Here is a 23,843-nt window from a genome sequence, read left to right on the forward strand (position 1 = left end):
CGTGGCGGACCGGCGAGGCCGGCTCCGCCACGGCTCTTCAAAAGAAAGTTAGTTGCTGTGGCTGGCGGCCGTGGATCGGCCACAACGCGCAGCTATCAATTCGAACTACGACCGCAGTCCGTCCAGAGCCGGCCACAATCGTGCGAGCGATCGGTCTGCCGACGGGCCGATGGTCGACGGGAGGTGCGGTTGGGCGCTGTCGCGCCGCCCGGTCTCGATGCAGCGCAGCGCGCGTTTGCAGGGGCATCCATGCCTGCCTGGCAGTATCATCATCCTCCGCCCAACCCGGTATCCGTCATGGCCATTGCTGATCCAAGACGGCTGACGCGTTTCCTGATCGAGAGCGAGCAGCGTGTCGTTGCGCATTGCCAGGCCGTGCTGTCGCGGGGCGACATCGACCCGCGCGAGCGCGAGCGGCTGGTCAGCGTCTTGCGCGAGGCGACCATGCGGCTGCAACGGCTGTCCGCCGTGGCAGCGTGACGCCTTGGGCAGGGCCGTTCGTCGTGTGAGAAAAATTCGGAGCAGGCTCTTGAAATAGGCCTGCGTTTTTCTAAGTCGTTTGTCGCCGCTCCGGCGGTGCCGGGTGCTCTTGGGGCCCGGCTGTACTCTGGGCGCTGACCCGTTGTCTGGTCCCCGAGGTGTCCTGCATCGGCCCGGCGCTCCTTCGTATCCATCTTGCTCTTTGGAGGACTTGGCTATGAGGACGTATGATTTCAGCCCGCTGTGGCGTTCGACCATCGGCTTCGACCGCCTGTTCAGCCTGCTCGACGAGACCCAGCGCGCCGTCGAGGACAACTACCCCCCTTGCAACATCGAGCGGCTCGGCGACGACCGCTATCAGATCTCGCTGGCGCTCGCCGGCTTCGCGCCGGATGAGCTGAGCATCACGGCCGAGCACAACGTGCTCACGGTGGAAGGCCGCAAGGCTGACAAGGAGACCCGCGAGTACCTCTATCAGGGCATCTCGTCGCGGCCCTTCAAGCGGCAATTCAATCTCGCCGACTATGTGCAGGTGACGAACGCCTCGTTCGACAATGGTCTGTTGCGGATCGAGCTGGTGCGCGAGATCCCCGAGGCCATGAAGCCGCGCCGCATCGCCATCAGCACCGCGCCGGTGGAGCAGATCGCGCAGCAGAAGGCGGCCTGAGTTGTTCGATACGCGACGCGGGCCGTCTGTGCCCGCGTCCATGCATCATCTGTCTCTCGTGAAAGGAGCGTAGGAGGAGACACGCCATGAACGAGCATCGTATTTCGATCACCGCGGGCAGTGCCGGCTTCCATCCGGTCTCGCATTACGAATCTCCGGCCGACCTGCTCAACGACAGCAAGCTGTGCAGGGCCGAGAAGCGGCTGATCCTGTCGTCCTGGGCGTCGGATATGTATGCCGTCGAGTCGCAGCCCGGTCTGCGCAAGATTCCGGGCCTCTCCAGGCCGCTTCAACTCGCCGACATTCTCGGCGCGCTGCGGCAGCTCGATCGCGAGGATCAGCCGCCGCGCCCGCGCGGCGGCGCCGCGATGCGCGTCGTTCCGCGGATCGACGTGGAGGCGGACGGTGCCGCAGCGGATCATACATTCGGGGGAGCGGGGATCCGGATGCGGCCTGCCGCTCGCATGCGGTTTTCTCGCGAGGCGAATGTGCGGCGCTATCGTCGGTTGCTGGCGACCAAGCTCGCCGACCATGAGCGCCGCTTCGTCGAACGGCGGTTGGCGGCGGAGCTGCAAGGGCTCGGTGCGGCGCGCGAGTGGCCCGAAGGGGCGCGTGCGAGCCTGGTGTGAGCGGAGCGACGGATCAAAGACCCGCACGTCCTCGACGCCGCCCGACCCGGGCGGCGTTCGTCATCGGCTGGTGTCCTCCTCACCATCAAACCAGATACGCCCGTCAGGCGACCAATGCCGAAGCATTGGGTCGACCGGACGGAGAACACGTTGATGGCCATCACGACAGGGGGAGTGAGCGTCACTCTCGCGGCGCTGACCCGCCTTTTGAGCGTCTCGGCGCAGGCGAGCAGCACCGTGATCTGCTACGCCAAGGACAAGGCCATCGACGTGGAATTGCATGGATCTGCCGGGCGCTCCGTCGGCAGTGCGATCGGCGGGTTCGGCGGCGAGGCTGAATTCAAGGTGCCCTGGATGCCGCCGGCCGCGCGGCGCGTCACCTTCGAAGCCGAGCACCTGACCCAGACCTGGTACGATGATCGCGAGATCAGGCTCGCGGTCAGCTGGATCAAGGACGGCAAGGAGCCTTCGCCCGAACTGACCCTGATCATCAAGACTCGCCGTGTCCGCGGCGACGATTCGCCTTACCGCGGGCAGTACCAGCTCGTGGCTCATCTGCCGGACGAAAAGGCAGGCACGAAGCGGGAGGTGCAGGGCAAGATCGAATGCAGCGCCGATTGACGCCGCGCTTCCTTCCGCCGGCATGACCCAAACGCAAAAACGCCGCCCGGAATTGGACGGCGTTTCATTCACGATAGCGTAGAGGATGATGGCTTCTGTTTAGCTGACCAGCCCGTGAAAATCAATTCCGGTAGCCCGGATTGACGCGGTCGAGCCGGCGCAGCAGCGGCGGCCAGACGAGCTGGTTGGAGCGGAGCTCGACGCGCTCCTCGTTGTCGAACAGCTTGGCGTTCTTGTCGATCACTTCGTCGCGCACCGGATAGGCCGACGGGCCGAGCGTGCGGGTGCGGACCTGGATCGAGCAGGCACGCTCGAGGTGATACATGCGCTCGAATGCCGAGGCGACCGAGCGGCCCACCGTCAGCGTGCCGTGATTTCGCAGCAGCATGTGGTTCTTGCTGCCGAGATCGCGTTGCAGCCGCGGCCGCTCGTCGTGGTCCAGCGCGACGCCTTCATAGTCGTGATAGGCAAGGTCGTGGGTGACGTATTGCGCGATCTGGTTCAGCGGCAGCAGGCCGTCGGCACAGCTGGATACCGCGACGCCGTCGAGCGTGTGCAGATGGATGACGCAGCCGGCATCCTCGCGGACCTCGTGGATCGCGGAATGGATGGTGAAGCCGGCAGGATTGATGCTGTACTCGCTCTCGGACAGCTGGTTGCCGTAGAGGTCGACCTTGATCAGGCTGGAGGCGGTGATCTCCTCGAACAGCAGACCGTAAGGGTTGATCAGGAAGTGATGCTCGGGGCCGGGCACGCGGGCCGAGATGTGGGTGTCGACCAGGTCGTCCCAGCCGAACATCGCCACCAGCCGGTAGGCGGCGGCGAGATTGACCCGCTGAGACCATTCGGCCTCGGTCATGTTGGACGGCACTTCCTTGAGGCGTGCTTCGGCTGGCGACATGGCATTCTCCGACGGCGTGGGTTGGCCGGAGACTAAGCGGCCCGCCCCCGCGCGACAAGGCGCGGGGGCGGGGAGGCTGTCATGTCGTTTGGCCGAGCCTGAGCCTCAGGGCGCCGGAATCGACAGCAGGCTCGAGATGCTGCGGCCGCGGATGTCGTAGACGCGGGCGAACACGACGTCGTCGCGCTTGATCTCGACCATCACGGGCGCGGTCAGTCCCTTGCAGTAGAACTCGCCGAGCGTCATCGCGAAATCGGCCGCATGGCTGTCCCAGCCAATGGTGAAGTCAGGGCCGAGCGCGACCTGGGCCGGCCGCTGCGGGCCGCACACCGCGACCTTCCACTTGTGCCCGATCGGCGGCACCTCCTGGCGCTCGTCGAGCTGTTCCTTCAGGCCGTCCGAGGCCTGCTTCAGCGCCAGCCCCCAATAGTCCAGCATGAAGCGGGTGTCGGCCTCGCGCACCGTGCCGGCGATGTAGTTGAAGTGGGTGTATTGATAGGGATGGAGCCGGATCATCTCCGCCAGCGGCAGCAACAGGCCGAAGCAGAAGGCGGCGATGGCCACCGGCTGCCAGCTGCGGCGCTCGTCATTGTTGAGCCAGGACAGCAGCCAGGAGAAGGCGACGCCTCCGAGCAGGGCCATCGGCGGGATCACGAAGACGAAGTGGCGGATGCCGTTGTACAGCGCCGGACGTTTGACGATCGCGATCAGGATCGGCAGCGTCGCCGCCAGGGTCAGCATCAGCAGGATGCTCTTCTGCCGCGCCGGCATGTCGGGCCGCGACAGCGACATGATCGAGGCGACGGCGCCGGCCACGAACAATGCGATCATCAGTTCGGGCAGCTGCAGCGCGAACAGCGTCGGCAGGTAGGACCATGGCATGTCCGGTACCGAAACCAGTGCGCCGTCGAACATCTCCTTCCACGGCTTCTCGAAGAAGTGCGAGAAGTAGGTCAGGGCCCGGAACGGGTTGGCGGGCTCGATGATCGACCACGGCCAGATCAGGCCCATGATCAGGTAGCCCAGGATCAGGCCGGGGATCAGCATATAGAGCACGGAGGCAAAGCGGCGGACCGCCTCGCGGGTGCCTTGCGTGCGGTATTCCTCCATGAACAGCGGCATGAAGCCGACCATGGCGTAGACCACCGCCATGCCGCCCAGGATGCGCGACCCGATCGAGAAGCCGGCGCCCAGGCCGAGGATCAGGATGGTGCGCGGCGAGGGGTAGGGGTATTCATCGGCGAGCCGGACCAGCCCCATCAGCAGCACGACCATGGCGACCGCGAAAGGGGCATCCTTCGGGTTCATGAACATGTGGCCGTAGAAGATCGGGCACAGCGCCAGCAGCAGCAGGGCCGACAGGCCGGCGACCGCGCCGCCGATGCGGCGGGCCAGGCGCCAGGTCACGGCCAGCCCGATCAGGCCGACCAGGGCGCCGACCAGCCGCCGGGTTTCGAACAATTCCAGGGGCAGGATCTTGTGCAGCAGGGCTGCAACCATGTCGAACCCGCCGCCGTACATATAGAGATTGGCGAACGACAGCGCCGCCTGGTCCCTGAACCCGGAACCGTACATGCGCAGCAACAGATCGGCATATTCGGCATGGGTGTAATCATCCCAGCCGAGGCCATAATCCCGGAATGTCAGTCCGGCCACGACCGCGACGGCGGCGAGCACGAACATGGCAAGATCGTCACAAGTCCGCTCGAGTGTTCGCCGGATCGGCGTCTCGAGGACCGAAGTGGTTATCGATGTCATGGCTGATGGTGACCCGGCGTCCCCTAACGACCCCGCTTCCGCGCTTCAGGCCTGCTTTCCCCGTTTGCGTATAGCGCGTCACGGTTTCCGAGGTGTTGGAAATATGAACGTCCCACGACCATCGCAGTGCAGCAGGAGCCCGATTTTCGGCTGCTTGGCGCCATATTGGCACAGTGACATGAACGCGTCCTGAACCGGGAGACCCCGCAAGAACCCGGAGGAACCCGAGACGGTTCCGTGGGTTGGCGGGAGCGAATGTGGCTTGATCGTGGCGCGTTGAGCTTCTCTGCCGGGGAGGGAAACGGCTCCGGCCGAACTTCTGCTGCAAATTGTCGCGGATTTCGACTAGAACCGGGATTCAAGGGACGCGGGGCATCCGCAGCTAACTAGTGTGATATCGGTAGGACGCCGTCCGGAACCGACGCATTAGGGGATGGGTTCGAATGATGAGTGCTATGTTGGCCGCTGGAGCCTTGGCCGTTCTGGCCGGGCTTGGAGCGATCGCTTGGGGAATTCCGGTGAAGGAGTTCAGCGTGGGCAACACGCTGATCCTGTCGGGAACTCTCGGCGTGTGCAGCGGGCTCATCCTGTTTGGGCTTTCGGCGCTCCTGAGCGAGCTGAAGGTCATTTCCCACCGGCTGCGAACGCGCACCGCAGCGGAGACCGAGGTCAGGACCCTGCAACTGCCGGGCGCCGGCAGCAAGGCCGAGCTCGACTCGTCTCCGGTCCCGCCCGCAGAAGATATGTGGCGTGAGGGCGGCTCACCGCGGCCCCGGCCGCGGATGCCGGACCTGTCCTCGCCCTTGTCGTCGACCTCCGCACCGCTGTCGCCTCCGTTGCCCGCGTCCTTGCGCAATCCCCTCCCTGAGCCGGAGATGGACGAGCCGGCTGCGGAGCCCGCCGAGCGGCCGCGGCGCAACCTGCTGTTCGCCTCGTCGTCGCGACGTGAGCGTGAGCGCGCCGAAAAGCGCGCGGCCGAGCCGATGCCGACGGATTTTCGGTCGCCGCCCCTCAGCGAGCCGCCCGCCATGCCGCTCGATGAGCCGGCGTCCGAGCCCGCTTCTCCGGGTCTGGAGGACAGCTGGTCGCGGCCCGAGCGGGCGCGCCCCTCCGAATCGCTGCGGCCGCCGTTCCCTCGCCGGCTGGCGCGCGCCGCGCCGGCCTTCGTGGAGCCCGAGCCGACACCGGCTCCCGAGCCGCAGGACATGGATCCGCCGGCAGCGACCATCATCAAGTCGGGGGTCGTCGACGGGATGGCCTACTCGCTCTATTCGGATGGCTCGATCGAAGCGCAGATGCCGGAAGGGATGATGCGTTTTGCATCGATCGACGAGCTGCGCACGCACCTCGAAGGCCGCGCCTGACGCGCTTGGCGATCCGGAAGACTGGCATACGGTACACAGTACTGAGGTGAGGGCAGACTTCTCAAGAAGAAGTCCTCACCTTATTGTCATTTTGCCAGTCATTCGCCCATATTGCTTGGAGAAATGACAGATGACGCGTTCACCCGGTTTGGGTGATACTTGCGACGGAAAGTCAGTGGTTGGGGGCGGGGTGGGTTTTCGATGACCGAAGGGGCCGGCAAGAGCTTTATCGATCTGACCGCCGACATCGTCTCGGCCTATCTGAGCAACAACCCGACGCCTGCGGCCGAGATTCCATCCCTCATCAGCCAGGTGCATGCGGCGCTGACCCGGGTCGCGGCCGGACGGAGCGAGCCTGCACCCGAGCCGGCCCGCCCGGCGGTGCCGGTGAAGAAGTCGATCCATCCGGACTATCTGGTCTGTCTCGAGGACGGCAAGCGCTTCAAGTCGCTGCGGCGGCATCTGCGCACGCAGTACAACATGACGCCGGAGCAGTACCGCGACAAATGGAACCTGCCGCCGGACTATCCGATGGTGGCGCCGAACTACGCGGTGACCCGCTCGCAGCTCGCCAAGAAGATGGGCCTGGGGCAGCAGCGCCCCGAGCGCGAGAAGTAGCTGAGACCGGTCAGGACGCCGCAGTGAGCGCTTCGCGCGCGTCCGAGCGGATGCGCTCGACCATCGAGCGCAGGCCGTTGGAGCGCTGGGGCGTGAGATGCTCGCGGAATCCGAGCTCGTCGAACACCGCGGGCGCATCGATGGTCAGGATCTCCTGCGGCGTGCGGCCGGAATACAGCGTCAGCAGGATCGCGATCAGGCCGCGGACGATGTGCGCGTCGCTGTCGCCGAGATAGTTCAGCACCGGAACGGCGCCACTGTGATCGGCATGCTTGGAGAGCCAGACCTGGCTGGCGCAGCCTTGGACCTTGTTGACTGCGGAGTGCTCGTCCTCAGGCATCGGCGCCAGCGTGCGGCCGAGCTCGATGACGTAGCGGTAGCGGTCGTCCCAATCGTCCAGCAGGGCAAAATTGTCGCGAATCTCGTCGATTGTCATGATGCTCTTCGGTCCCGTCCGAACCCTCATATAGGGGTTCGGCGCGACGAAAGCGACAGCCGGTTCCCGCGCGATCAAGGCGTCGGCGGCAACTGCCATTCGGCCGTGAGATCGTCGGCCGAAAGCGTATCGACCGGCGCTTCGCTGGTGGGAACCTCCTCGAGCACGGGGGCGTCGATCGAGCCGGTATGATCGTTGCCGCGCTTGTCGAGGCTGGCGGGCTTCACCGGGCCGATGAGCTTGTCCGCCGCACTCGGCTTCTCGGCCGCCTCCGGCTTGTCGGTGATGATCTGATAGATCTTGCGGGCGCCTTCCTGGGCGCGGTGACCGATCACGGTCGCGGCCTGGCCGCCGACCTCGCAGGCCTGCGGCTGGCGCTTGCAGAACTGGCTCATGTCGGAGACGGCAGCGGTCGCGGCCTGCACCGCTTCGTGCGCATTGATCTGCGGCAGCTTGTCCGTGTCAGGGCTCTTTTCACGCGGCAGCAGCACAAGCACGAGCCCGAGCCAGAATGCCATCCGAAGCAGAAAGAACATCACGCAACCCCGACCGTGCTGCTGATCCCGCGTTCTGTCCCTGAATCGCGCAACCGGGATCGCAGCTGCTTTTGTTCTACGTCGCGACTGCTTGCATTGGGCTTAATTGGTTGAGAATTCCCGAACCGGACCCTCGAACTTTTTTCGGCGTAAATTTTTGGTTGGCGCGCAACGAATGCCGCTTGCAACCGGCTGTAGATCGCGACGCTTTCGCAACCGAGGGCGCGGCTGGAAACGATGCATTCACCATCCCTGCCGAATGGGCTCGTCGCCGCAGTCAGGCCCTTAGCGTTCGCTTAATGCGAGTCTGACACGGTGACTACCGACGACAGGGGGCGTCCCGGCGCGTTCTCTCTCTTTGCTGAGAACGACCGACAGGCCGAGGCGCGAGAGCCGTGAGTGTGTTGAGTATCATCCGCGATAGTCTTGATGCGTTGCTGCATCCATCGGCTCGAACTGATGCGATGACGCGCGCGCGCCATCGCGCCTTCATCGCGCCGCGCCTGCTCGGCAGCCTTGCCGCCTTCGCCGTGTTCCCGGCCTATCTCGCGATGCGCGGCGCTCCGAGCGCACTCGAGGTCGGCGCGCTGGCCTGGCTGATCGCGCCGATCCTGCTGTCCTGGTATCTGTCGCGCACCGGCCGCTACGAGAGCGCCTGCGCGCTGTCGTCGCTGGCGCTGTCGGCGCTGATCATGGCCGTGTCGGTCGAGACCGGCGGCATCGAGTCCTTCGCCGCGGTGTGGCTGATCGTCGTTCCTCTGGAGGCCGCGTTCTCCGCCTCGCGCCGCGTCGTCGTGTTCTCCGCCGCGCTTGCGCTGTCCTGCGCGTTGCTGCTGATCCTGATCGGTCATCTCGGCTGGCTGCCGAAGCCGGAGACGAATCCGGCGCTTCGCACCGGCCTGCTCGCCTTCGGCGTCGCCTCCGCCACGCTCTACGCCGCCGTGCTGGCCTTCGCCGCCGACACGCTCGCGCGCACCAGCGTGACGCTGCTGTCGATGGAGGAGGAGCGCTATCGTCTGCTCGCGCGCAACATGAGCGACGTGATCTCCCGTCACCGCCGCAACGGCGCCGTCATGTTCATCTCTCCTGCTGCCGAGACGTTGCTCGGAGCGTCGGTTGCCCAGCTGCAGGGGCATGGCCTGTTCGAACGCGTGCACGTCGCAGACCGTCCGGCCTATCTCACGGCGCTCTCCGAGGCGGCCGGTGGCAGCGAGGCGTCGAGCGTCGAGTTCCGCCTGCGGCGCGATGGGGCGGGCGAGGTTCGCGGAGCGCAGCATCCGGGCGACTTCATCTGGGTCGAGATGCGCTGCCGGCCGCTCGATCGCGCGGGCCTGACGCCTGCTGGATCGGAGCAGGAGGTGGTCGCGGTGATGCGCGACGTCACCGATCGCAAGCTGCAGGAGCAGGCGCTCGAGCTGGCGCGCAACGCGGCGGAGCGCGCCGACGCGGCCAAGACGCGGTTCCTCGCCACCATGAGCCACGAGCTGCGCACGCCGCTGAACGCGATCATTGGCTTCTCGGAAATGCTGATGCAGGAGCAGGTGCTGGTGTTGAACGCGGCCCGGCGTCGCGAATACGCGCAACTCATCAACGATTCCGGCCAGCACCTGTTGTCGGTGGTGAACGGCATCCTCGACATGTCGAAGATGGAATCCGGCAATTTCGAAATCACGCCGGAGCCGTTCGCGCCGCGCGCCGCGCTGTTCAATTGCTGCAACCTGCTGGCCCTGCGTGCGCGCGAGAACGGTGTCGATCTGTCGGCCGATGCGCCGCATGATCTGCCCGTCATCACCGGCGATCCGCGCGCCTTCAAGCAGATCGTGCTCAACCTCGTCTCCAACGCCATCAAGTTCACCGAGCGTGGCGGCCGGGTCACGGTGTCCGCCGGCGTCGATGGTCAGCGTCTGCTGATGCGAATCACCGACAATGGAGTCGGCATCGCCGCCGACGATCTCAAGCGGATCGGCGATCCGTTCTTCCAGGCGGGCAAGACCTATCAGCGTCGGCATGAGGGAACCGGACTCGGTCTCTCGATTGTCAAGAGCCTCGTGAACTTGCACGGCGGCGAAATGTCGATAGAAAGCAAGCTCGACGAGGGGACGACGGTCTCGGTCGCGCTGCCGATCAATTTCGTCGCCGAGGCGACGGGCGCCACGATCACGCCGCTGTCGCCCTCGCGGTCGGCCCAGCCGGGGCAGATGATCCAGGTGAAGAAGAGTGCCTAGACGAGTTGCAGACGATGATCCGGCGCCGCCGCGCCGTCGCAAGCGCGCCACTGCGGCTGCCGCCGTCGTCGACGCGGCCGACGAGCGCGGCTGGCTGATGCGCGCGATGCTCTACAGCCCGAAGGATCTGCTTGCCGGCCTGCTGGCCTGCGCTGCCGGAAGCGCGATCATCGTCAACGCGGTGTTCCTGCAATCGGGGCCGCACCCGGCGCCGATGTTCGGTTCCATCGTCACCATTCCGCCGGTGCTAGCCAGTTCCAATCCGCTGCCGCGGCCACGGCCACTGGACGCCGGCATTTCTCCGTTCGATCCGAAAGTGATCGAGACCCGGCCGCCGGAGACGCGCGCCACCGAGCCGCGGGTGACCGAGCCGCGTGCGGCCGATGCGCGTCCGGATCAGAAATATGCCGACCCGCTGGCTGATCTCGTCAGGTCCGTCAGCGGCGGCCAGAGCAACACGCCGCGTCCGCAGCCGACGCAGCAGGGCGGCAATGCGCGCCGTGTCGCCGCGGTTCAGCGTGCGCTGACCGAATATGGCTACGGTCAATTGAAGCCGACGGGAATGATCGGCTCCGACACCCAGACCGCGATCCAGAAGTTCGAGCGCGAGCGCAAGCTGCCGGTGACGGGGCAGGTGTCGGATCGGCTGGTCCGCGAGCTTGCAATTGTCATCGGTCACCCGATCGAATAGAGCAGGCCGTCGGCTGCCCTTGCAGCGCGCTTTCATCTGGCCTGAGCATCATGCGACTGAAGACGAGCATCTGGGTCAGCGCCTACCTGCGCCGCTGCCAGTCGGCCGGCGTGTTCGGCGCGATCAGCCACCGCGGTGCGGAGGAGGCCGGCGCGGTCTTCATCAAGGTCGCGCTGATGGATCGCACGGCCCAGCTCTACGTCCCGGCGCCGCAAGCCGTCTACGACGACAGCCGGCCATTCGAACGTCTCTTCGTTTCCGCCTGGCCGCAGCCGATCGCTGAATTCGAGGTCGACGAGCGTCTCCGCAAGGAGCTGCGCTTCGACCCCGATGCCTGGATCGTCGAGACCGAGGACAAGCAGGGCCGCCACTTCCTCGATCTCGCGCGCGAGCAGCCTTGAGGCGTCACCGCTTGAAGCCGTCGGTCCCGGTGCGCACGATCGGCTTCGACGAGCCCGTCGTGCCGACCCGCGCGGTGCTGCCCCGGACGTGCTGGCGTTCGTCGTCGTACAGCGCGGTGCGATGCTTCGCCCGGATCGCCGCCATGGCCGAGCCGCGCCAAGCCGCCAGCATGATCAGTGCCGCGCGCTCGCTGAGGCGCTCGTAGAAGCGGGACAGCCGAAACACCGTGTGGACCGACTGGCCCATCTCCGGCTTGAGGAACAGCAGCACGCGCTCGAACACCGGCGCCGGCATGCCCAGCGCCTTGGCGGCGCAGGCGAGCAGCTCGCCGCTCTCGTCGTTCATGACATCCTGGGTGATGCGCGCGGGCAGGATCAGGCTTTCGCCGATCTCGATGGTGAAGGTCTCGGCGTCGGCGTTGAAGGCGGCCATCTCCAGCGCCTCGATGGCCTGCGCCGCGCGATGCTGCGGCGTCGGCGCGGCAGGCTTGAGCGGCGCCGTCGCCAGATTCTCCAGGATCGCGATGCGCTCCTTCGCACCGGCGCGCAGGAACATCTCAGCGAGCTCGGCCGCATCCTTCGGCTGCATCGCCAGTCCTGCGGCGGCCGAAGCGTCCCGCGCTGGCGCCTTGGCTGATGGCGGGCGGAGCGCAGGCGGAATGAGGCCTGCGAGCGGCGGCATCGGCGCATCCTGCGCCGGCCGCAGCCCGAGCTTGTCCAGGATCTCGATCGGCGTGCCCGGATAGATGGCGAGGCGTGCGCGCACGGCGGCACGCGTCGTGTCGTCGACGTCATCGACCAGTCGAGAAACCAGCTCGACGAACTGCCGCTCCTCGTCCGCAGAATGTGTGCTCGCTTGAACGTAGAGATCGGTCAGGACGCGCAGCAGGGTCGGCCTGATGTCGACGCCCTCGCGGCGCGAGAGCGTCAGCAGCCCGTCGAAGCCGGGGAACAGCGATGATCTTGTCATGTCGGGTACGCAACTTCGGCAATCGTTGCGCCGATTAGAGACCAACTGTTTTAATGGGCCGTTAAGGAAAACAATCGGTGAAGATCGGCCGAATTTTCCCGGTGAGACAAAGGCGCAACGCCGGCTTGCCATTTCCCGCGCGAATGCACGTCATCCGTGTTCCGGTGCGGCGCATTAATATCCTCTTAACCACGTCCTGATCTTAATCGATCCGTTCGATGATCTCGCCTTGGCCTCGTCACGCCGCCGGCCTGATCCTCGCCGCGTTGGATGCCGCTTCGTCTGTCGTTGCGATGGGCATCCGTGATCGTCAGTTTTGCGTGCTCTCTTGCCTGCGAAGTTCGGGCGATGGGGAGTTTGAGGGGGTAAGAACTTCGGGCACGAAAGAGAGTAGACATGGCGACCATCATTGAATTCCCGGCGGATGTTGCGCGTCGCGCGCGGCCTGCCGCGACCGGCGCGCCGCAGGAGGGCATGGGAACGATCCTGATTCTTCCCGTCGTTCGGATCGAGCGCGAGAGCACGACCGACGATCGCGGCCCCCGCGAGGGCGCAGCTCCAAGCCGCCGCCGCCGTCGCCGCTGACATTCAGGGGAATGGGAATGCCGGCCATGATGCTTCCGGTCCGGCGTGCCGCGCCGATCTTGACATTGTTGATCGCAGGCGGGCTGCTCGGCGCCTGCAGCGGCGGGGATTTCGGCCGCACGCGCGCCGACATGCGCAACGACGACATGCACAAATGGATCGGGGCGGAGGCCACGGCCAGCGTCGGCGTCAGGCCATCGCAGTTCCAGCTGACCGACAATGAGCGCCAGCTGCGCGACCTCGCTTATCCGCTGATCGAGCCGCCGCATTCGCGCCCCGCCTGGAAGGCGGTGTTCGGCGACTATCAGCCGTCACCGTCGCCGTGGCGCCAGAAGGTGGCGTTCGACCGCACCGCCTATGGTCGCGCCCTGATCGACGAGCCGCATCGCTCGCATGCCTCGCGCTATGCGCAGCTGATCGACGACGTGCGTGACGACATCACGCGCTTCGAGCCGTTCTTCGCCTCCGCGATCCGCGTCATCGATCTCGACCGCAAGCGCGACGCCAGCATGAAATACATGACGGAGCTCTCGCCCCGCGAGAAGGCCGACGCGGTCGCGCGCATGCAGGAGAATTCGCTGATCGTGCAATGGGTGCAGATCAGCCTGGAGCAGCGCGTCTCGTCCTATCGCTGGGCGCTGGAGCGCCTAGTGCTGCAGGCGCCCGACGGGATGGCCGCCGAGGCCGATCGCCTGATCACCGAGCTGGCCTCGCAGACCGCCAATCCGCCGGTGGCTGCGCGGCCCTTGATCGAGCGGCCGCTGACGACGCGGGGCTAGCCCGGCGCGACCTTGCGACGCCGGCCCGGCTTGGCCGGTGCTCGTTTCGGCGGTCTTGTCGCCCCGCGTGGCCTCTGCAGCGCCGACGCTCTCAGCGTCGCGATCAGCGTCCTCAGCGCCTCGGTCGGCGCGCGTGAGGCCGGGTAAGCCAGTCCGACCTGACGTTTCAACGTCATCTCGATCTCGCGGACGGCAACGTCGCGTCTGTCCTGGACCACGCCTTCGGGAACGATCGCCACGCCGACGCCGGCGGCAACCAGCGCCAGGGCCCAATCTTCCGTCTCGGCGATGGCGGCGATCTCGCGCGGCTTGCTGCTGCGGCCGGCCAGCACGCCGTGCTCGCAATGACAGCGGTCGATCATCGCGACGTCGGCGAGATCGGCCGCGCGCAGGCGCGGCTTCAAGGTGAGCGGATGTGCGAGGGGCAGGGCCGCGACGTAGCGCTCGCTCCACAGCGACAGGAAATGCTCGGCGTCGCCGGCAAGGCTTCTCGCGACGATGCGCGCGTCGGCCCGTTCGGTCGGACCGACGATGTGCAGCCTGAGATCCTCGCGCGCCGTGAGTGGCTTGAGCAGCGCCGTCACACGGCGGCCGTCAAGGGTGCGCATCAGGCCGAGCTTGAGCACCTGCCTGGGTGCGCCATGCCGGAACAGGTTGCGGGCCGCGTCGGCCTCGTCGACGATCCGGCGCGCGATCGGCTGCAGACGTTCGGCTGCTTCCAGCGGCACGACGCCCTTGCGGTGACGCAGGAACAGCTCGGCGCCGAGCTCGGTCTCGAGATTGGCGATCGCCAGCGAGATCGACGGCTGCGAGACGTAGCACCGCGCCGCGGCCCGGGTCAGGCTGCGTTCCTCGAACACGGCGGAGAAGTAGCGAAGCTCGCGGATATCCATAGGCACAGCCTATCCCAGGTATCACAGAACAATATTTTACTTATCGCAAGCCCGCACGCAAGCATGCGCAGGATGTTGCAGCTGAAGCCTGGGAGGAGATCGATGCGCGTCCACCACATCAACACCGGCACGATGTGTCCGCGAGGAGGCCGGCTGGTCAGCGGCAGCGGCGGCCTGTTTGCACGCGCCCGGCTGGTCTGCCATTGCCTGCTGATCGAGGACGAAGACGGGCTGGTGCTGGTCGATACCGGCATCGGCAGCGCCGACATCGCCGATCCCGCAAGATTGGGTCCGCGCTGGGTGAGGCAGGCCGCGCCGCAACTCGATCTGGCTGAAACGGCGCTGCAGCAGGTGAGGGCGCTGGGGTTCTCGCCCGACGATGTGAGGCACATCCTGCTGACCCACCTCGACCGTGATCACGCCGGCGGCATCGGCGACTTCCCGAAGGCCAAGGTGCACGTTCATCGTGCGGAGCACGCGATGGCCGTCGACGGGGCTCCGCCACCGCCGCGCGGCCGCTACGTGACGGGTCAATGGCGACATCGCCCCGACTGGCAGATCTACGACGATGATGGCGAGGACTGGTTCGGCTTCCGTGGCGTTCGCGCGGCCGTCGAGCACAGCGGCGATATCCTGGTCATTCCGCTGCCCGGCCACACGCCCGGACATTGCGGCATTGCCGTGCGTCGGGGCGACACGTGGCTGCTGCACGCGGGCGACGCTTATTTCTTCCACGGCCAGCTCGACGCGCGGCCGCGCATGCCGCTGCTGCTCGGCCTGTTTCAGCGCAAGGGTGACCTGGATCGTGCGACGCGCATGGCCAACCAGGCGCGGCTGCGGCGCCTCAAATGCGATCATGGCGACCAGGTCACGATCGTGAACAGCCACGATCCCGTCGACTACGAGAAGTGCCGCTGCGGTCTGCGGCCCGCCTCTCTCAATCCGGCCGAACGACGTTGAACGCCTCCTCGAGCAGATGCGGCGTGTGCTTGCCGGTCGCATCGCGACAAGCGCGCTCGAAATAGTCAGCCAGGGCCGGGCGGAAGCGCGGATGCGCGGCCTTCTCGATGATGATGCGGGCGCGCTGCTTCGGCGACAGGCCGCGCAAATCGGCGAGGCCGCGTTCGGTCACCAGGATCTGAACGTCGTGCTCGGTGTGGTCGACATGCGTCACCATCGGCACGATGCTGGAGATCGTGCCGTTCTTGGCCGTCGATGGCGTCATGAAGATCGACAGATAGGCGTTGCGGGCGAAGTCGCCGGAGCCGCCGATGCCGTTCATGATGCTGCTGCCGCGGACATGGGTCGAATTGACGTTGCCATAGATGTCGGCCTCGATCAGGCCGTTCATCGCGATGACGCCGAGCCTTCGGATCACCTCGGGATGGTTGGAGATCTCCTGCGGCCTGAGCACGATGCGGTCGCGCAGGAACTCGATCTCGCGGTTGAACTCGAGCGCAGCCTCCGAACTCAGCGAGAGTGCGGTGGCGGAAGCGAGATCCATCCGCCCCGACCGGATGAGATTGAGCATGCCGTCCTGCAGGACCTCGGTGTAGGCGGTCAGATGCGGGAAGGGACCTTCGTCGAGCCCGGCCATGACGGCATTGGCGACATTGCCGACGCCGGACTGAAGCGGCAGCAGATTGCGCGGCAGGCGGCCCTGCTTCACCTCGTGCGCGAAGAACTCCAGGATGTGACCGGCGATCGCGCGTGAGACATCGTCCGGCGGTGCGAAGGTCGTGTTGCGATCCGGCGCATGGGTCTCGACGATGGCGATGACCTTGTCGGGATTGCAGCGATAGGTGGTCTCGCCGATGCGGTCGCCGGCCGCGACGATCGGGATCGGCGTGCGATGCGGCGGCAGCCGCGTGCCGTAATAGACATCGTGCATGCCGAGCAGCGCCGGGTTCATCCACGAATTGACCTCGATGATGACGCGGTCGGCCTGGTCGAGCCAGGTCTTGTTGTTGCCGATCGAGGTCGAGGGGATCAGCCGCCCATCGGGCAGGATGCCGGCGCATTCGATGACGGCGACGTCGAGATGACCAAGGAAGCCGAACCACACGAATTGCGCGACATGGCTGAGATGCAGGTCGATGTACTCGATGCTGCCGGCATTGATGCGCTGGCGCGTCGTCGGATCGGACTGATAGGGCAGGCGCAGATCGATGCCATTGGCCTTGGCGAGCGCACCGTCGAGCTCGGGCGCCGTCGATGCGCCGGTCCACACGCCGATGCGGAACGGCTCGCCGCGCGCATGCGCGGCTTCGATGCGGCGCGCCAGCGCCATCGGCACCGCCTTGGGATAGCCCGAGCCGGTGAAGCCGCTCATGCCGACGTGGCTGCCGGGCTCGACCAGCGCGGCGGCATCATCCGCCGACATGATCTTGGCGCGCAGCGCCTGCGACATCACCTGTGATGAGCTCATTCCGCCAACTCCATGCGCGGACCGTTTCGACCCGCCAAAGCCCGCGCTGTTTAAGATGGGCTTTGCCGGGGCGGTTTGACACGGGTCAATCGGCGCACCCTGCGCATCACAGGCCTGCAAGACGGGCGCGTCGCAGCTCCCGCACCGTCGCCGCACGGGAGCGCTCCGTCAGCATGTTGGCCTTGCTGTAGCGCAGATCGCCGGTGACCTCGTCGCCGACCCAATCGGGAAGCGTCACGCTCGTCGTCTCGGACGGCACCTCAATCTCCGCGATGACGACGCCTTCGAGTGCGCCGTGGTAGACGTCGACCTCCCAGATGCCGCTGTCTCCCGGCACGTAGTGACGCGTCTTCTCGAGGATGCGCCCCTCGCAATGCGCGAAGATGGCCTCCGCATGATCGGCAGGAATCTCGTATTCGAACTCGTCCCGCGTCAGGCCGCGACGGGCGCTCTTCACGCAAAGCGTCGTGCGGTTGCCGTAGCAGCGAACGCGAACCTTGAGTCCGTCCTGACGTGCGACGAGGCCGTCGCGCAGCAGTTCGGAGTGCGTCGTCTGATCCCGCCAGGCATCGGTCCTGACGAGAAACTTCCGTTCGATTTCGAGGGGCATGACCTGATGTTAGCGAAGCTCCGACGTCCTGTTACGTCATAGCAGCGGCGCGAGACGACTACTATGCCACGAAGGATGAAGAGAGCATTGTCGAATTCATCCAAGCGCTTCGTAGCGCCCTACCGCTTGCCCCGCGGCTTCTCCGACTTTGCCGGCGTCTCGGCCTGCAAGCCGCAACTGGCTGCCGCAAGGGTGGCCTGCGCCTGCGGCATGAGGCCCGGCTCGGCGGCCAGCGCCTTCAGGACGATCAAGCCGGTCGTCGTCGGCGAATCGATGATGAGCCGGTCGGCAGCCGTGACCTCTTCGTCCTCGGGCAGATCCTCGTGCTGGGTTTCGGTCATCAGGTCGAGCTCGATGACGCGCTTGCCCGCGGAGCGATCATTGATGGCGTAATAGGCGATCTCGTTGCGCGTGTAGAACGACACCGACGTATAGGCCTGGCTGACGGGGACCGTGAGCTTGAGCGGGCCCTCGGACAGATCGTAGCGGCAGATCGCCATCGCGAAGGCCGGGTCCATGAACGGCATCGGCGAGTTGCCGGGGTCGGCGAGCGGCAGCGGCGTGACCGCATTGAGCTTGGTCATCGGCGTCAGCCGCGAATAGGCGTCCTGCGTCGAGATCCGCGGCAGCGCCAGCACGCTGACGAGGTGGACCACGCCGCCGAGCAGCACGCCGACGACCACGGTGAACAACAGCCGGATCATGATGGACAGCCCACGGTCGAGATCGAGGGCATCGGTGCATCACGCTGGGTGCGGGTCGCGACGCCCACCGGCGTGTCGTAGAGCCGGAGCATCAGCGCATAGCGCTCGATGCCGCCGGTCGGCAGCCAGTTGCCGGCACGCGAGCGCGCGGCCACGCGAATTTCGAACGAGCCGTCGGCGCCGCGCACCAGCTCCTGGCTGGTGAAGCCGTAGCGCTGTAGCGAGTTGGCGACGAGATGGCCCTTGCGGTCGTACAGCGTGAGCGTCCAGAACCGGGCCGGCGGCGTGACGCCGCTGACGAGAATGTCGCAGCGGCCGTCGAGCGGCTTCTTCTTGTCGTCCGTGGTGGCGGTGAAGGCGACGCCGTCGCCGGTGCCGATCGGCAGCTCGCCATTGCGGGTGATGGTGGCGCGCGCGTAGGGGTCGACGTCGGCCGTGCCGGTCTTCGGCCGCGCGGTCCAGGCGCCGATCGTGAGCGTGCCGAATTCGGTGCCGCGCGTCGTGGTCATCCAGGTCGCGCCGATGCCGACGCCGGTGGCGATCAGGAGCGTGACCAAGGTGATGAAGAGCAGCCGCACGGGAAATCGCTGTCGTCAGTTCTTGCGCAGGGCAGGGGCGGCCACGCCATCGGCCGTCGCCGAGGCGTAGTTCTCGGGGAAAGCCAGCGCGCTGGACGACACCGGCTTGCCCGGCTTGCGTGGGTCGGCGGGCGCGGCCTTCTCCGCGACGCGCGCGGCGTCGTCGAGCATCTTTTCGACCTGGACCAGGACCTCGGCGCCACGGCGGGTCAGGATCGGCGGCGGTCCCGGCTTGATCTCGAGCGTCTTCGGCTGGCCGGCCTGCGCCATGGCCGCATTCGCCGCCTGCGGCAGCTTCTCGCCCATGCCGACGCCGGGCAGCTCCTTGACTTCGACGCCCTGATGCGCGGCGAGCATGATGTCGTGCCAAGTCTGTGCAGGCAGCGAGCCGCCGGTCATGCGGTTGGTCGGCGAATAGTCGTCATTGCCGTACCACACCGCACAGGTGAAGTTACCCGTGTAGCCGACGAACCAGGCGTCGCGATAGGCATTGGTGGTGCCGGTCTTGCCGGCGGTCGGAATGCCGTCGAGCGCGGCACGCCGCGCGGTACCCTCGCTGACGACGTGGCTCATCATGCCCGCCATATCGGCGGCGACGGACGCGGGAATGGCCTGCTTCGGCTTCGGCCCGTCGCGGTCCCAGCGCCAGACCAGATCCCCGGCGCCGGTGCGGACTTCCAGCACGGAGTGCGGCGTCACCGCCTTGCCCTTGTTGGGGAAGGTCGCATAGGCGACGGCGTGCTCCAGCACCGTCACTTCGTCCGAGCCGATCGGCATCGAAGGAGTGTCGGGCAGCGGTGCCTTGAGGCCGAAACGGCGGGCGACTTCGACGATCTTGGCGCGGCCGGCCTTCGGGCCGTCCTTGCCGCCGAGCGCGATCGACAGCTTCACCGGAACGACGTTGATCGAGCGCGTGATCGCCTGGGTCAGCGTCACCGAGCCGGAATAGGAATGGCCATAATTCTGAGGGCACCAATTGCCGATGCAGACCGGGCCGTCGACCACGATCGAGGTCGGCTTGTAGCCGTTCAGCAAGGCGGTGGTGTAGACGTAGGGCTTGAACGACGAGCCGGGTTGCCGATAGGCGTCGGTCGCCCGGTTGAACTGGCTGGCGCCGTAATCGCGGCCGCCGACCATCGCGCGGATGCCGCCGTCGAGATCGGAGACCACGGTCGCAGCCTGGGTCGCGTGATAGTCGCGGCCGAACTGGCGCAGCTGATTTTCGATCGCCTCGTCCGCGGCGTGCTGCACGTTCATGTCGATCGAGGTCCGCACCACGAACACGCGCTCGGTGTAGGACTTCGGGAACGTGTCGACCAGCTTGCGCATCTCGTCGAAGGCATAGTCGAGGAAGTAGTTGGGCGAGCTCTCGTCGCGGCGGTCGACGGCGAAGGCCGGGTTGCGGCGGGCGCCGAACACTTGACCCTCGGTCATGAAGCCGGCGTCGACCAGGTTGTCGAGCACGACGTTGGCGCGGGCGCGGGCGGCGGGCAGGTTGATGTGCGGGGCGAACTTGGTCGGGGCCTTGAACAGGCCGGCCAGCATCGCCGCCTCCGACAGGTTGATGTCGCGCACCGACTTGTTGAAGTAGAAATGCGCCGCGCCGTCGACGCCGAAGGTGCCGCCGCCCATATAGGCGCGGTCGAGATAGAGCTTGAGGATCTCGTTCTTGGTTAGCCGGGTTTCGAGCCAGATCGCCAGGAACGCCTCGTTGACCTTGCGTTCGATGGTGCGCTCGTTCGAAAGGAACAGGTTCTTGGCGAGCTGCTGGCTGATCGAGGAGCCGCCCTGGCGGACGCCGCCAGCCTGGGCGTTGGTGACAAGGGCGCGCGCGGTGCCGGCGATGTCGATGCCGAAATGGTCGTAGAAGCGGCGGTCCTCGGTGGCGAGCGTCGCCTTGATCAGGTTGTCCGGAAAGTCTTCCAGCGGGATCGAGTCGTTGTGCTTGATGCCGCGGCTGCCGATCGGGTTGCCGTAGCGGTCGAGGAAGGTGACGGCGAGGTCGGACTTCTTCAGCCAGTCCTCGTCGGCAGTCTCCCGGAATGCGGGGATCGCGAGCGCCAGCATCAGCACCAGACCGCCAAGGCCAATCGTGGCCGCCTCCGACAACGGCTCGACGAACACCCAGCGCTTCCAGCCGCCGACATAGAAGCGGTCCATGAAGGCCGAATAGCGCTCGTAGAGTTCGCGGGTGCCACGCAGCGAGGAGAACAGCGCCGAATCGAAACGGGCGTCGAGATCCAGGCGGAAATTGTTGATCCGCTTCTTCCAATCGTCTGGAATGATCTGCCGCACGGGAACCCTGGTCGTTTCGAAAGCGTGTCAGCGGGCTTCGAAAGCACTCAGCACGCGGGCTGGGCCATCGAAGGGTCTTGCGCGATTGTTGCGGCAAACCCAAGGCACCGCAAAGTTGGCACTGCTGAGTTTCGGGCATCTCGACCGGAGATGCCTGCACCCAAGCCGCGTTGCCGGCGCCGCAGTGACTCACTCACCTATCTAGCCGAGCGGGGGGCACAAACCAATGGTTCCGCTCACAATTTGATGCACAAAGCTAACGTGGCGCTGCCGCCGACGCGAGGCCCTTGCGCCGCTCGGGGCCGGGCACCTAGATGGCAGCCACGCCGCCCCCCGATGGGATTCGAACCATGACAGCACCGCTCAAACGTCCCTCGGGCCAGGAGGGATTGTTCTGGAAAACCAAGACCTTGGAGGAGATGTCGGAGGCGGAATGGGAGAGCCTGTGCGACGGCTGCGGACGCTGCTGCCTGGAGAAGCTCGAGGACGAGGATACCGGCGACATCTACTTCACCCACATTTCCTGCAAGCTTCTGGATGCCGGCCTATGTGCCTGCAAGGACTATCCGAACCGCTCCGCCCAAGTCTCGGATTGCGTGCGCCTGACGCCTGAGAACGTGCGCACCCTGACCTGGCTGCCGCCGAGCTGCGGCTACCGCCTGGTGGCCGAAGGACGCGATCTCTATTGGTGGCATCCGCTGATTTCGGGCGATCCTCAGACGGTGCATGAAGCCGGCGTCTCGGTGCGCGGCCGGGTCGAGGGCACCGAGGACGACGTTCCGGACGATCAGCTCGAGGACCACATCGTGCAATGGCCGGTGCTGCTGCCGAGGCGGGCCAAGCTCAAGCGCCGGCCGAAATAGACGCTGTCGGCGTCGATCACTTCGCGCTCGCAGCAATTCAATTCGGCGCGACGGGTCTGGCGCTGTCGGGATGCACCCATGCGCCGGACCCGCTGCCACAAGGGAAAATTATGCCTTAAGTAGTTCGCTACTCAGCGAATCCGCGCGGCATGCGTCGCGCCCGGCACAGCAATATTCCCATGAACAAGTTTGATCGGCAGAGCCATTACCCTGCCGTGTCCCAATCCTTGCCTGAAGAGATTGCCGCCGAGCTGCCGGCGATCCCGCCGCAGGTGCAGGCGATCGAGGATGCGCCTGCGATGGCGCCACCGGTGCCGCTGACCCCGGCCGAGGTGCGCACCATCCTGATGAGCCTGCTGCTGACGATGTTCCTGGCCGCGCTCGACCAGACCATCGTCGCGACGGCGCTGCCGACCATCGGCCGCGAGTTTCAGGACGTCACCAATCTCTCCTGGGTCATTACCGCCTACCTCCTCGCTTCCACCGCGGTGGCGCCGGTATTCGGCACGCTGTGCGACATCTATGGCCGGCGTTCGATGATCATTGCGGCGCTCAGCCTGTTCGTGGCCGGCTCCGTGCTGTGCGCGCTCGCCCCGAGCATGCCGGTGCTGATCCTCGCTCGCGGCCTGCAGGGGCTCGGCGGCGGCGGCATCATGCCGGTCGTGCAAACCGTGATCTCCGACGTGGTCAGCCCGCGCGAGCGCGGCCAATATCAGGCCTATTTCAGCGGCGTCTGGCTGCTGGCCGGCCTGCTCGGGCCCGTGATCGGCGGCTTCTTCGCCGATCATCTGCACTGGTCGATGATCTTCTGGATCAACGTTCCGCTGGCGGTCGCGGCGCTGGCGCTGCTGCTGCCCAAGATGGGCCGGCTGCCGGTCTTTCACCGGCTGCGCAAGGTCGACTGGGCCGGCGGCCTCCTGCTGATGGCCTCGGCCGTCGTGTTCATGCTGGTGCTGACCTGGGGCGGCCACAAGCTGGCCTGGCTGTCGCCGACCATCCTGGCGATGATCGGCAGCGCCGTGGCGCTCGGGCTCGCCTTCGTCTGGCACGCCAGGCGGGCGGACGAGCCGTTCCTGCCGCTGGCGCTGATCGGCGGCACGGTCGTGCCCTACGGCATGCTCGCCGGCGGCTGCGCGCTCGGCGCCATGATCGGCCTGACGGTCCATTTGCCGCTCTATTACGAGGTGGTCTATCACCTGACGCCGAGCCAGGCCGGGCTCGGCCTCATTCCGCTGGCGGCGATCTCGACCTTTGGCGCCGCGCTTGCCGGCCGGACGATGGCCCGGGTCAAGCACTACAAGCGTGTCGCCATCGCCGGGACCATCATCGGCACCATCGCCTCGGTCGCGATGACCGTGACGACGCCGTCGCTATGGGGGCTGCTGCTGTTGCTCTGCGTGTTCGGCATCGGCCTCGGAACGGCGTTCCCGATCTCGGTGGTGTCGCTGCAGAACGCCGTGGATCGCGCCCAGATCGGCACCATCACCGGGGCCATGAACTTCTTCCGCTCGATGATGTCATCTTTCGCCGTTGCGGCCTTCAGCGCCATCCTGCTGATGGCGCTGGGGACGGACGTCTCGCTCGTCGAAGGCGCTCATGGCGCGGTCAGCGGCATCGCCGAAGCGGACATGATCCATGCCTTCCGCTACGTCTATGGCGCGGCCACCGTGATGCTGGCCGTTGCCGCGGTCAGCATGATCCTGATGGAGGAGCGTCCGCTCGCGGGGCCGTCGCGCGACAAGACGATCGAGCTGGCCGAATAGGGCTCCGCAGGCATCCGTCTAGGTTCTGTACTCATAAATGGATTCCGT

General features: G+C 66.2%; 25 protein-coding genes. 14 read left to right on the forward strand and 11 right to left on the reverse strand.

Translation table 11 applies throughout. The features are described 5' to 3' along the window. The first annotated feature begins 297 nt into the window (after nucleotides 1–297). The 4 genes from QXZ94_RS03640 (at nucleotide 298) to QXZ94_RS03655 (ending at nucleotide 2,397) form a co-directional block, all read left to right on the forward strand. Complete coding sequence (locus QXZ94_RS03640; RefSeq protein ID WP_315719278.1) at nucleotides 298–480, forward strand: hypothetical protein; 183 nt, start codon at nucleotides 298–300, stop codon at nucleotides 478–480. A gap of 217 nt (nucleotides 481–697) precedes the next feature. Next, nucleotides 698–1,147 carry an Hsp20 family protein gene (locus QXZ94_RS03645; protein ID WP_315719279.1) on the forward strand — a complete coding sequence of 150 codons (450 nt, stop codon included), beginning with the start codon at nucleotides 698–700 and terminating at the stop codon, nucleotides 1,145–1,147. A gap of 86 nt (nucleotides 1,148–1,233) precedes the next feature. Further along, on the forward strand, nucleotides 1,234–1,776 hold the full coding sequence (locus QXZ94_RS03650; RefSeq protein WP_315719280.1) for a hypothetical protein: 543 nt from the start codon (nucleotides 1,234–1,236) through the stop codon (nucleotides 1,774–1,776). Nucleotides 1,777–1,929: 153 nt separating this feature from the next. Then, nucleotides 1,930–2,397 carry a hypothetical protein gene (locus tag QXZ94_RS03655; RefSeq protein WP_315719281.1) on the forward strand — a complete coding sequence of 156 codons (468 nt, stop codon included), beginning with the start codon at nucleotides 1,930–1,932 and terminating at the stop codon, nucleotides 2,395–2,397. 121 nt (nucleotides 2,398–2,518) lie between these two features. On the opposite strand, the gene QXZ94_RS03660 is transcribed toward QXZ94_RS03655, so the two are convergent. Then, on the reverse strand, nucleotides 2,519–3,298 hold the full coding sequence (locus tag QXZ94_RS03660; RefSeq protein WP_315719282.1) for a class II aldolase/adducin family protein: 780 nt from the start codon (nucleotides 3,296–3,298) through the stop codon (nucleotides 2,519–2,521). A 105-nt stretch (nucleotides 3,299–3,403) separates the two neighbouring features. Further along, nucleotides 3,404–5,056 (reverse strand): glycosyltransferase family 39 protein, encoded by a 1,653-nt coding sequence (locus QXZ94_RS03665; RefSeq protein WP_315719283.1) that lies wholly within the window; start codon nucleotides 5,054–5,056, stop codon nucleotides 3,404–3,406. Between the two features lie 443 nt (nucleotides 5,057–5,499). Here QXZ94_RS03665 and QXZ94_RS03670 point away from each other — a divergent pair, with 443 nt between their 5' ends. Further along, nucleotides 5,500–6,420, forward strand: a complete 921-nt coding sequence (locus tag QXZ94_RS03670; protein WP_315719284.1) for a hypothetical protein — start codon at nucleotides 5,500–5,502, stop codon at nucleotides 6,418–6,420. 201 nt (nucleotides 6,421–6,621) lie between these two features. Next, a complete protein-coding gene (locus tag QXZ94_RS03675) occupies nucleotides 6,622–7,038 on the forward strand; it encodes a MucR family transcriptional regulator (RefSeq protein WP_006614570.1) in 417 nt (138 codons plus the stop codon). A gap of 10 nt (nucleotides 7,039–7,048) precedes the next feature. Here QXZ94_RS03675 and QXZ94_RS03680 read toward each other — a convergent pair whose 3' ends face one another. Both QXZ94_RS03680 and QXZ94_RS03685 read right to left on the reverse strand, forming a co-directional pair. Then, entirely contained in the window at nucleotides 7,049–7,474 is a 426-nt protein-coding gene (locus QXZ94_RS03680) for a SufE family protein (RefSeq protein WP_315719285.1), read from the reverse strand. Between the two features lie 74 nt (nucleotides 7,475–7,548). Next, nucleotides 7,549–8,010, reverse strand: coding sequence for a DUF5330 domain-containing protein (locus QXZ94_RS03685; RefSeq protein ID WP_315719286.1), 462 nt, complete (start codon nucleotides 8,008–8,010; stop codon nucleotides 7,549–7,551). 464 nt (nucleotides 8,011–8,474) lie between these two features. On the opposite strand from QXZ94_RS03685, the gene QXZ94_RS03690 reads away from it, so the two are divergent. The 3 genes from QXZ94_RS03690 to QXZ94_RS03700 are packed head-to-tail and all read left to right on the forward strand — an operon-like array spanning nucleotide 8,475 to nucleotide 11,327. Further along, nucleotides 8,475–10,235, forward strand: coding sequence for a PAS domain-containing sensor histidine kinase (locus QXZ94_RS03690; RefSeq protein ID WP_315719287.1), 1,761 nt, complete (start codon nucleotides 8,475–8,477; stop codon nucleotides 10,233–10,235). After that, complete coding sequence (locus tag QXZ94_RS03695) at nucleotides 10,228–10,926, forward strand: peptidoglycan-binding domain-containing protein (RefSeq protein WP_315719288.1); 699 nt, start codon at nucleotides 10,228–10,230, stop codon at nucleotides 10,924–10,926. Before QXZ94_RS03690 ends, QXZ94_RS03695 begins: the two co-directional genes overlap by 8 nt. Nucleotides 10,927–10,976: 50 nt before the next feature. After that, a complete protein-coding gene (locus QXZ94_RS03700) occupies nucleotides 10,977–11,327 on the forward strand; it encodes a DUF1491 family protein (protein ID WP_172112139.1) in 351 nt (116 codons plus the stop codon). A gap of 4 nt (nucleotides 11,328–11,331) precedes the next feature. Here the strand turns inward: QXZ94_RS03700 and QXZ94_RS03705 are convergent, their stop codons facing one another. After that, nucleotides 11,332–12,297, reverse strand: coding sequence for a DUF2336 domain-containing protein (locus QXZ94_RS03705; RefSeq protein WP_315719289.1), 966 nt, complete (start codon nucleotides 12,295–12,297; stop codon nucleotides 11,332–11,334). 396 nt (nucleotides 12,298–12,693) lie between these two features. On the opposite strand from QXZ94_RS03705, the gene QXZ94_RS03710 reads away from it, so the two are divergent. Then, nucleotides 12,694–12,882 carry a hypothetical protein gene (locus QXZ94_RS03710; RefSeq protein WP_172112141.1) on the forward strand — a complete coding sequence of 63 codons (189 nt, stop codon included), beginning with the start codon at nucleotides 12,694–12,696 and terminating at the stop codon, nucleotides 12,880–12,882. A gap of 29 nt (nucleotides 12,883–12,911) precedes the next feature. Continuing rightward, on the forward strand, nucleotides 12,912–13,661 hold the full coding sequence (locus QXZ94_RS03715; RefSeq protein ID WP_315726073.1) for a hypothetical protein: 750 nt from the start codon (nucleotides 12,912–12,914) through the stop codon (nucleotides 13,659–13,661). Here the strand turns inward: QXZ94_RS03715 and QXZ94_RS03720 are convergent. Then, nucleotides 13,658–14,554 (reverse strand): LysR family transcriptional regulator, encoded by an 897-nt coding sequence (locus QXZ94_RS03720; protein ID WP_315726075.1) that lies wholly within the window; start codon nucleotides 14,552–14,554, stop codon nucleotides 13,658–13,660. The genes QXZ94_RS03715 and QXZ94_RS03720 overlap by 4 nt on opposite strands. A 102-nt stretch (nucleotides 14,555–14,656) precedes the next feature. On the opposite strand from QXZ94_RS03720, the gene QXZ94_RS03725 reads away from it, so the two are divergent. Next, the gene (locus QXZ94_RS03725; RefSeq protein WP_315719290.1) at nucleotides 14,657–15,514 is read left to right on the forward strand and encodes an MBL fold metallo-hydrolase; all 858 of its coding nucleotides are present in this window, start codon (nucleotides 14,657–14,659) and stop codon (nucleotides 15,512–15,514) included. Here the strand turns inward: QXZ94_RS03725 and QXZ94_RS03730 are convergent. The 5 genes from QXZ94_RS03730 to QXZ94_RS03750 all read right to left on the reverse strand — a co-directional run bounded on the left by QXZ94_RS03730 (nucleotide 15,492) and on the right by QXZ94_RS03750 (nucleotide 21,169). Beyond that, on the reverse strand, nucleotides 15,492–16,982 hold the full coding sequence (locus QXZ94_RS03730; RefSeq protein WP_315719291.1) for an acetyl-CoA hydrolase/transferase family protein: 1,491 nt from the start codon (nucleotides 16,980–16,982) through the stop codon (nucleotides 15,492–15,494). The genes QXZ94_RS03725 and QXZ94_RS03730 overlap by 23 nt on opposite strands. 106 nt (nucleotides 16,983–17,088) lie before the next feature. Then, nucleotides 17,089–17,592 (reverse strand): CYTH domain-containing protein, encoded by a 504-nt coding sequence (locus QXZ94_RS03735; protein ID WP_315719292.1) that lies wholly within the window; start codon nucleotides 17,590–17,592, stop codon nucleotides 17,089–17,091. A 119-nt stretch (nucleotides 17,593–17,711) separates the two neighbouring features. Then, nucleotides 17,712–18,296, reverse strand: a complete 585-nt coding sequence (locus QXZ94_RS03740) for a DUF1254 domain-containing protein (RefSeq protein WP_315719293.1) — start codon at nucleotides 18,294–18,296, stop codon at nucleotides 17,712–17,714. Continuing rightward, nucleotides 18,293–18,874: a DUF1214 domain-containing protein gene (locus tag QXZ94_RS03745; RefSeq protein ID WP_315719294.1), complete on the reverse strand. Its 582-nt coding sequence runs from the start codon at nucleotides 18,872–18,874 to the stop codon at nucleotides 18,293–18,295. Before QXZ94_RS03745 ends, QXZ94_RS03740 begins: the two co-directional genes overlap by 4 nt. A 15-nt stretch (nucleotides 18,875–18,889) precedes the next feature. Then, a complete protein-coding gene (locus QXZ94_RS03750) occupies nucleotides 18,890–21,169 on the reverse strand; it encodes a PBP1A family penicillin-binding protein (protein ID WP_315719295.1) in 2,280 nt (759 codons plus the stop codon). A gap of 350 nt (nucleotides 21,170–21,519) precedes the next feature. On the opposite strand from QXZ94_RS03750, the gene QXZ94_RS03755 reads away from it, so the two are divergent. Together QXZ94_RS03755 and QXZ94_RS03760 are read left to right on the forward strand one after the other, a co-directional pair. Next, nucleotides 21,520–22,032 (forward strand): YcgN family cysteine cluster protein, encoded by a 513-nt coding sequence (locus QXZ94_RS03755; RefSeq protein WP_315719296.1) that lies wholly within the window; start codon nucleotides 21,520–21,522, stop codon nucleotides 22,030–22,032. 179 nt (nucleotides 22,033–22,211) lie between these two features. Beyond that, entirely contained in the window at nucleotides 22,212–23,795 is a 1,584-nt protein-coding gene (locus QXZ94_RS03760) for an MDR family MFS transporter (RefSeq protein ID WP_315719297.1), read from the forward strand. Nucleotides 23,796–23,843 lie beyond the last annotated feature (48 nt).

The organism is Bradyrhizobium sp. SZCCHNS2022 (assembly GCF_032377575.1).
Classification (GTDB): domain Bacteria; phylum Pseudomonadota; class Alphaproteobacteria; order Rhizobiales; family Xanthobacteraceae; genus Bradyrhizobium; species Bradyrhizobium aeschynomenes.

Excerpts from the sequence above, each read along its gene's own strand:
- QXZ94_RS03640 (WP_315719278.1), top strand. The coding sequence starts at position 298 with ATGGCCATTGCTGATCCAAGACGGCTGACGCGTTTCCTGATCGAGAGC.
- QXZ94_RS03645 (WP_315719279.1), top strand. The coding sequence starts at position 698 with ATGAGGACGTATGATTTCAGCCCGCTGTGGCGTTCGACCATCGGCTTC.
- QXZ94_RS03650 (WP_315719280.1), top strand. The coding sequence starts at position 1,234 with ATGAACGAGCATCGTATTTCGATCACCGCGGGCAGTGCCGGCTTCCAT.
- QXZ94_RS03655 (WP_315719281.1), top strand. The coding sequence starts at position 1,930 with ATGGCCATCACGACAGGGGGAGTGAGCGTCACTCTCGCGGCGCTGACC.
- QXZ94_RS03660 (WP_315719282.1), bottom strand. The coding sequence starts at position 3,298 with ATGTCGCCAGCCGAAGCACGCCTCAAGGAAGTGCCGTCCAACATGACC.
- QXZ94_RS03665 (WP_315719283.1), bottom strand. The coding sequence starts at position 5,056 with ATGACATCGATAACCACTTCGGTCCTCGAGACGCCGATCCGGCGAACA.
- QXZ94_RS03670 (WP_315719284.1), top strand. The coding sequence starts at position 5,500 with ATGATGAGTGCTATGTTGGCCGCTGGAGCCTTGGCCGTTCTGGCCGGG.
- QXZ94_RS03675 (WP_006614570.1), top strand. The coding sequence starts at position 6,622 with ATGACCGAAGGGGCCGGCAAGAGCTTTATCGATCTGACCGCCGACATC.
- QXZ94_RS03680 (WP_315719285.1), bottom strand. The coding sequence starts at position 7,474 with ATGACAATCGACGAGATTCGCGACAATTTTGCCCTGCTGGACGATTGG.
- QXZ94_RS03685 (WP_315719286.1), bottom strand. The coding sequence starts at position 8,010 with ATGTTCTTTCTGCTTCGGATGGCATTCTGGCTCGGGCTCGTGCTTGTG.
- QXZ94_RS03690 (WP_315719287.1), top strand. The coding sequence starts at position 8,475 with ATGACGCGCGCGCGCCATCGCGCCTTCATCGCGCCGCGCCTGCTCGGC.
- QXZ94_RS03700 (WP_172112139.1), top strand. The coding sequence starts at position 10,977 with ATGCGACTGAAGACGAGCATCTGGGTCAGCGCCTACCTGCGCCGCTGC.
- QXZ94_RS03705 (WP_315719289.1), bottom strand. The coding sequence starts at position 12,297 with ATGACAAGATCATCGCTGTTCCCCGGCTTCGACGGGCTGCTGACGCTC.
- QXZ94_RS03710 (WP_172112141.1), top strand. The coding sequence starts at position 12,694 with ATGGCGACCATCATTGAATTCCCGGCGGATGTTGCGCGTCGCGCGCGG.
- QXZ94_RS03715 (WP_315726073.1), top strand. The coding sequence starts at position 12,912 with ATGCTTCCGGTCCGGCGTGCCGCGCCGATCTTGACATTGTTGATCGCA.
- QXZ94_RS03720 (WP_315726075.1), bottom strand. The coding sequence starts at position 14,554 with ATGGATATCCGCGAGCTTCGCTACTTCTCCGCCGTGTTCGAGGAACGC.
- QXZ94_RS03725 (WP_315719290.1), top strand. The coding sequence starts at position 14,657 with ATGCGCGTCCACCACATCAACACCGGCACGATGTGTCCGCGAGGAGGC.
- QXZ94_RS03730 (WP_315719291.1), bottom strand. The coding sequence starts at position 16,982 with ATGAGCTCATCACAGGTGATGTCGCAGGCGCTGCGCGCCAAGATCATG.
- QXZ94_RS03735 (WP_315719292.1), bottom strand. The coding sequence starts at position 17,592 with ATGCCCCTCGAAATCGAACGGAAGTTTCTCGTCAGGACCGATGCCTGG.
- QXZ94_RS03740 (WP_315719293.1), bottom strand. The coding sequence starts at position 18,296 with ATGATCCGGCTGTTGTTCACCGTGGTCGTCGGCGTGCTGCTCGGCGGC.
- QXZ94_RS03755 (WP_315719296.1), top strand. The coding sequence starts at position 21,520 with ATGACAGCACCGCTCAAACGTCCCTCGGGCCAGGAGGGATTGTTCTGG.
- QXZ94_RS03760 (WP_315719297.1), top strand. The coding sequence starts at position 22,212 with ATGAACAAGTTTGATCGGCAGAGCCATTACCCTGCCGTGTCCCAATCC.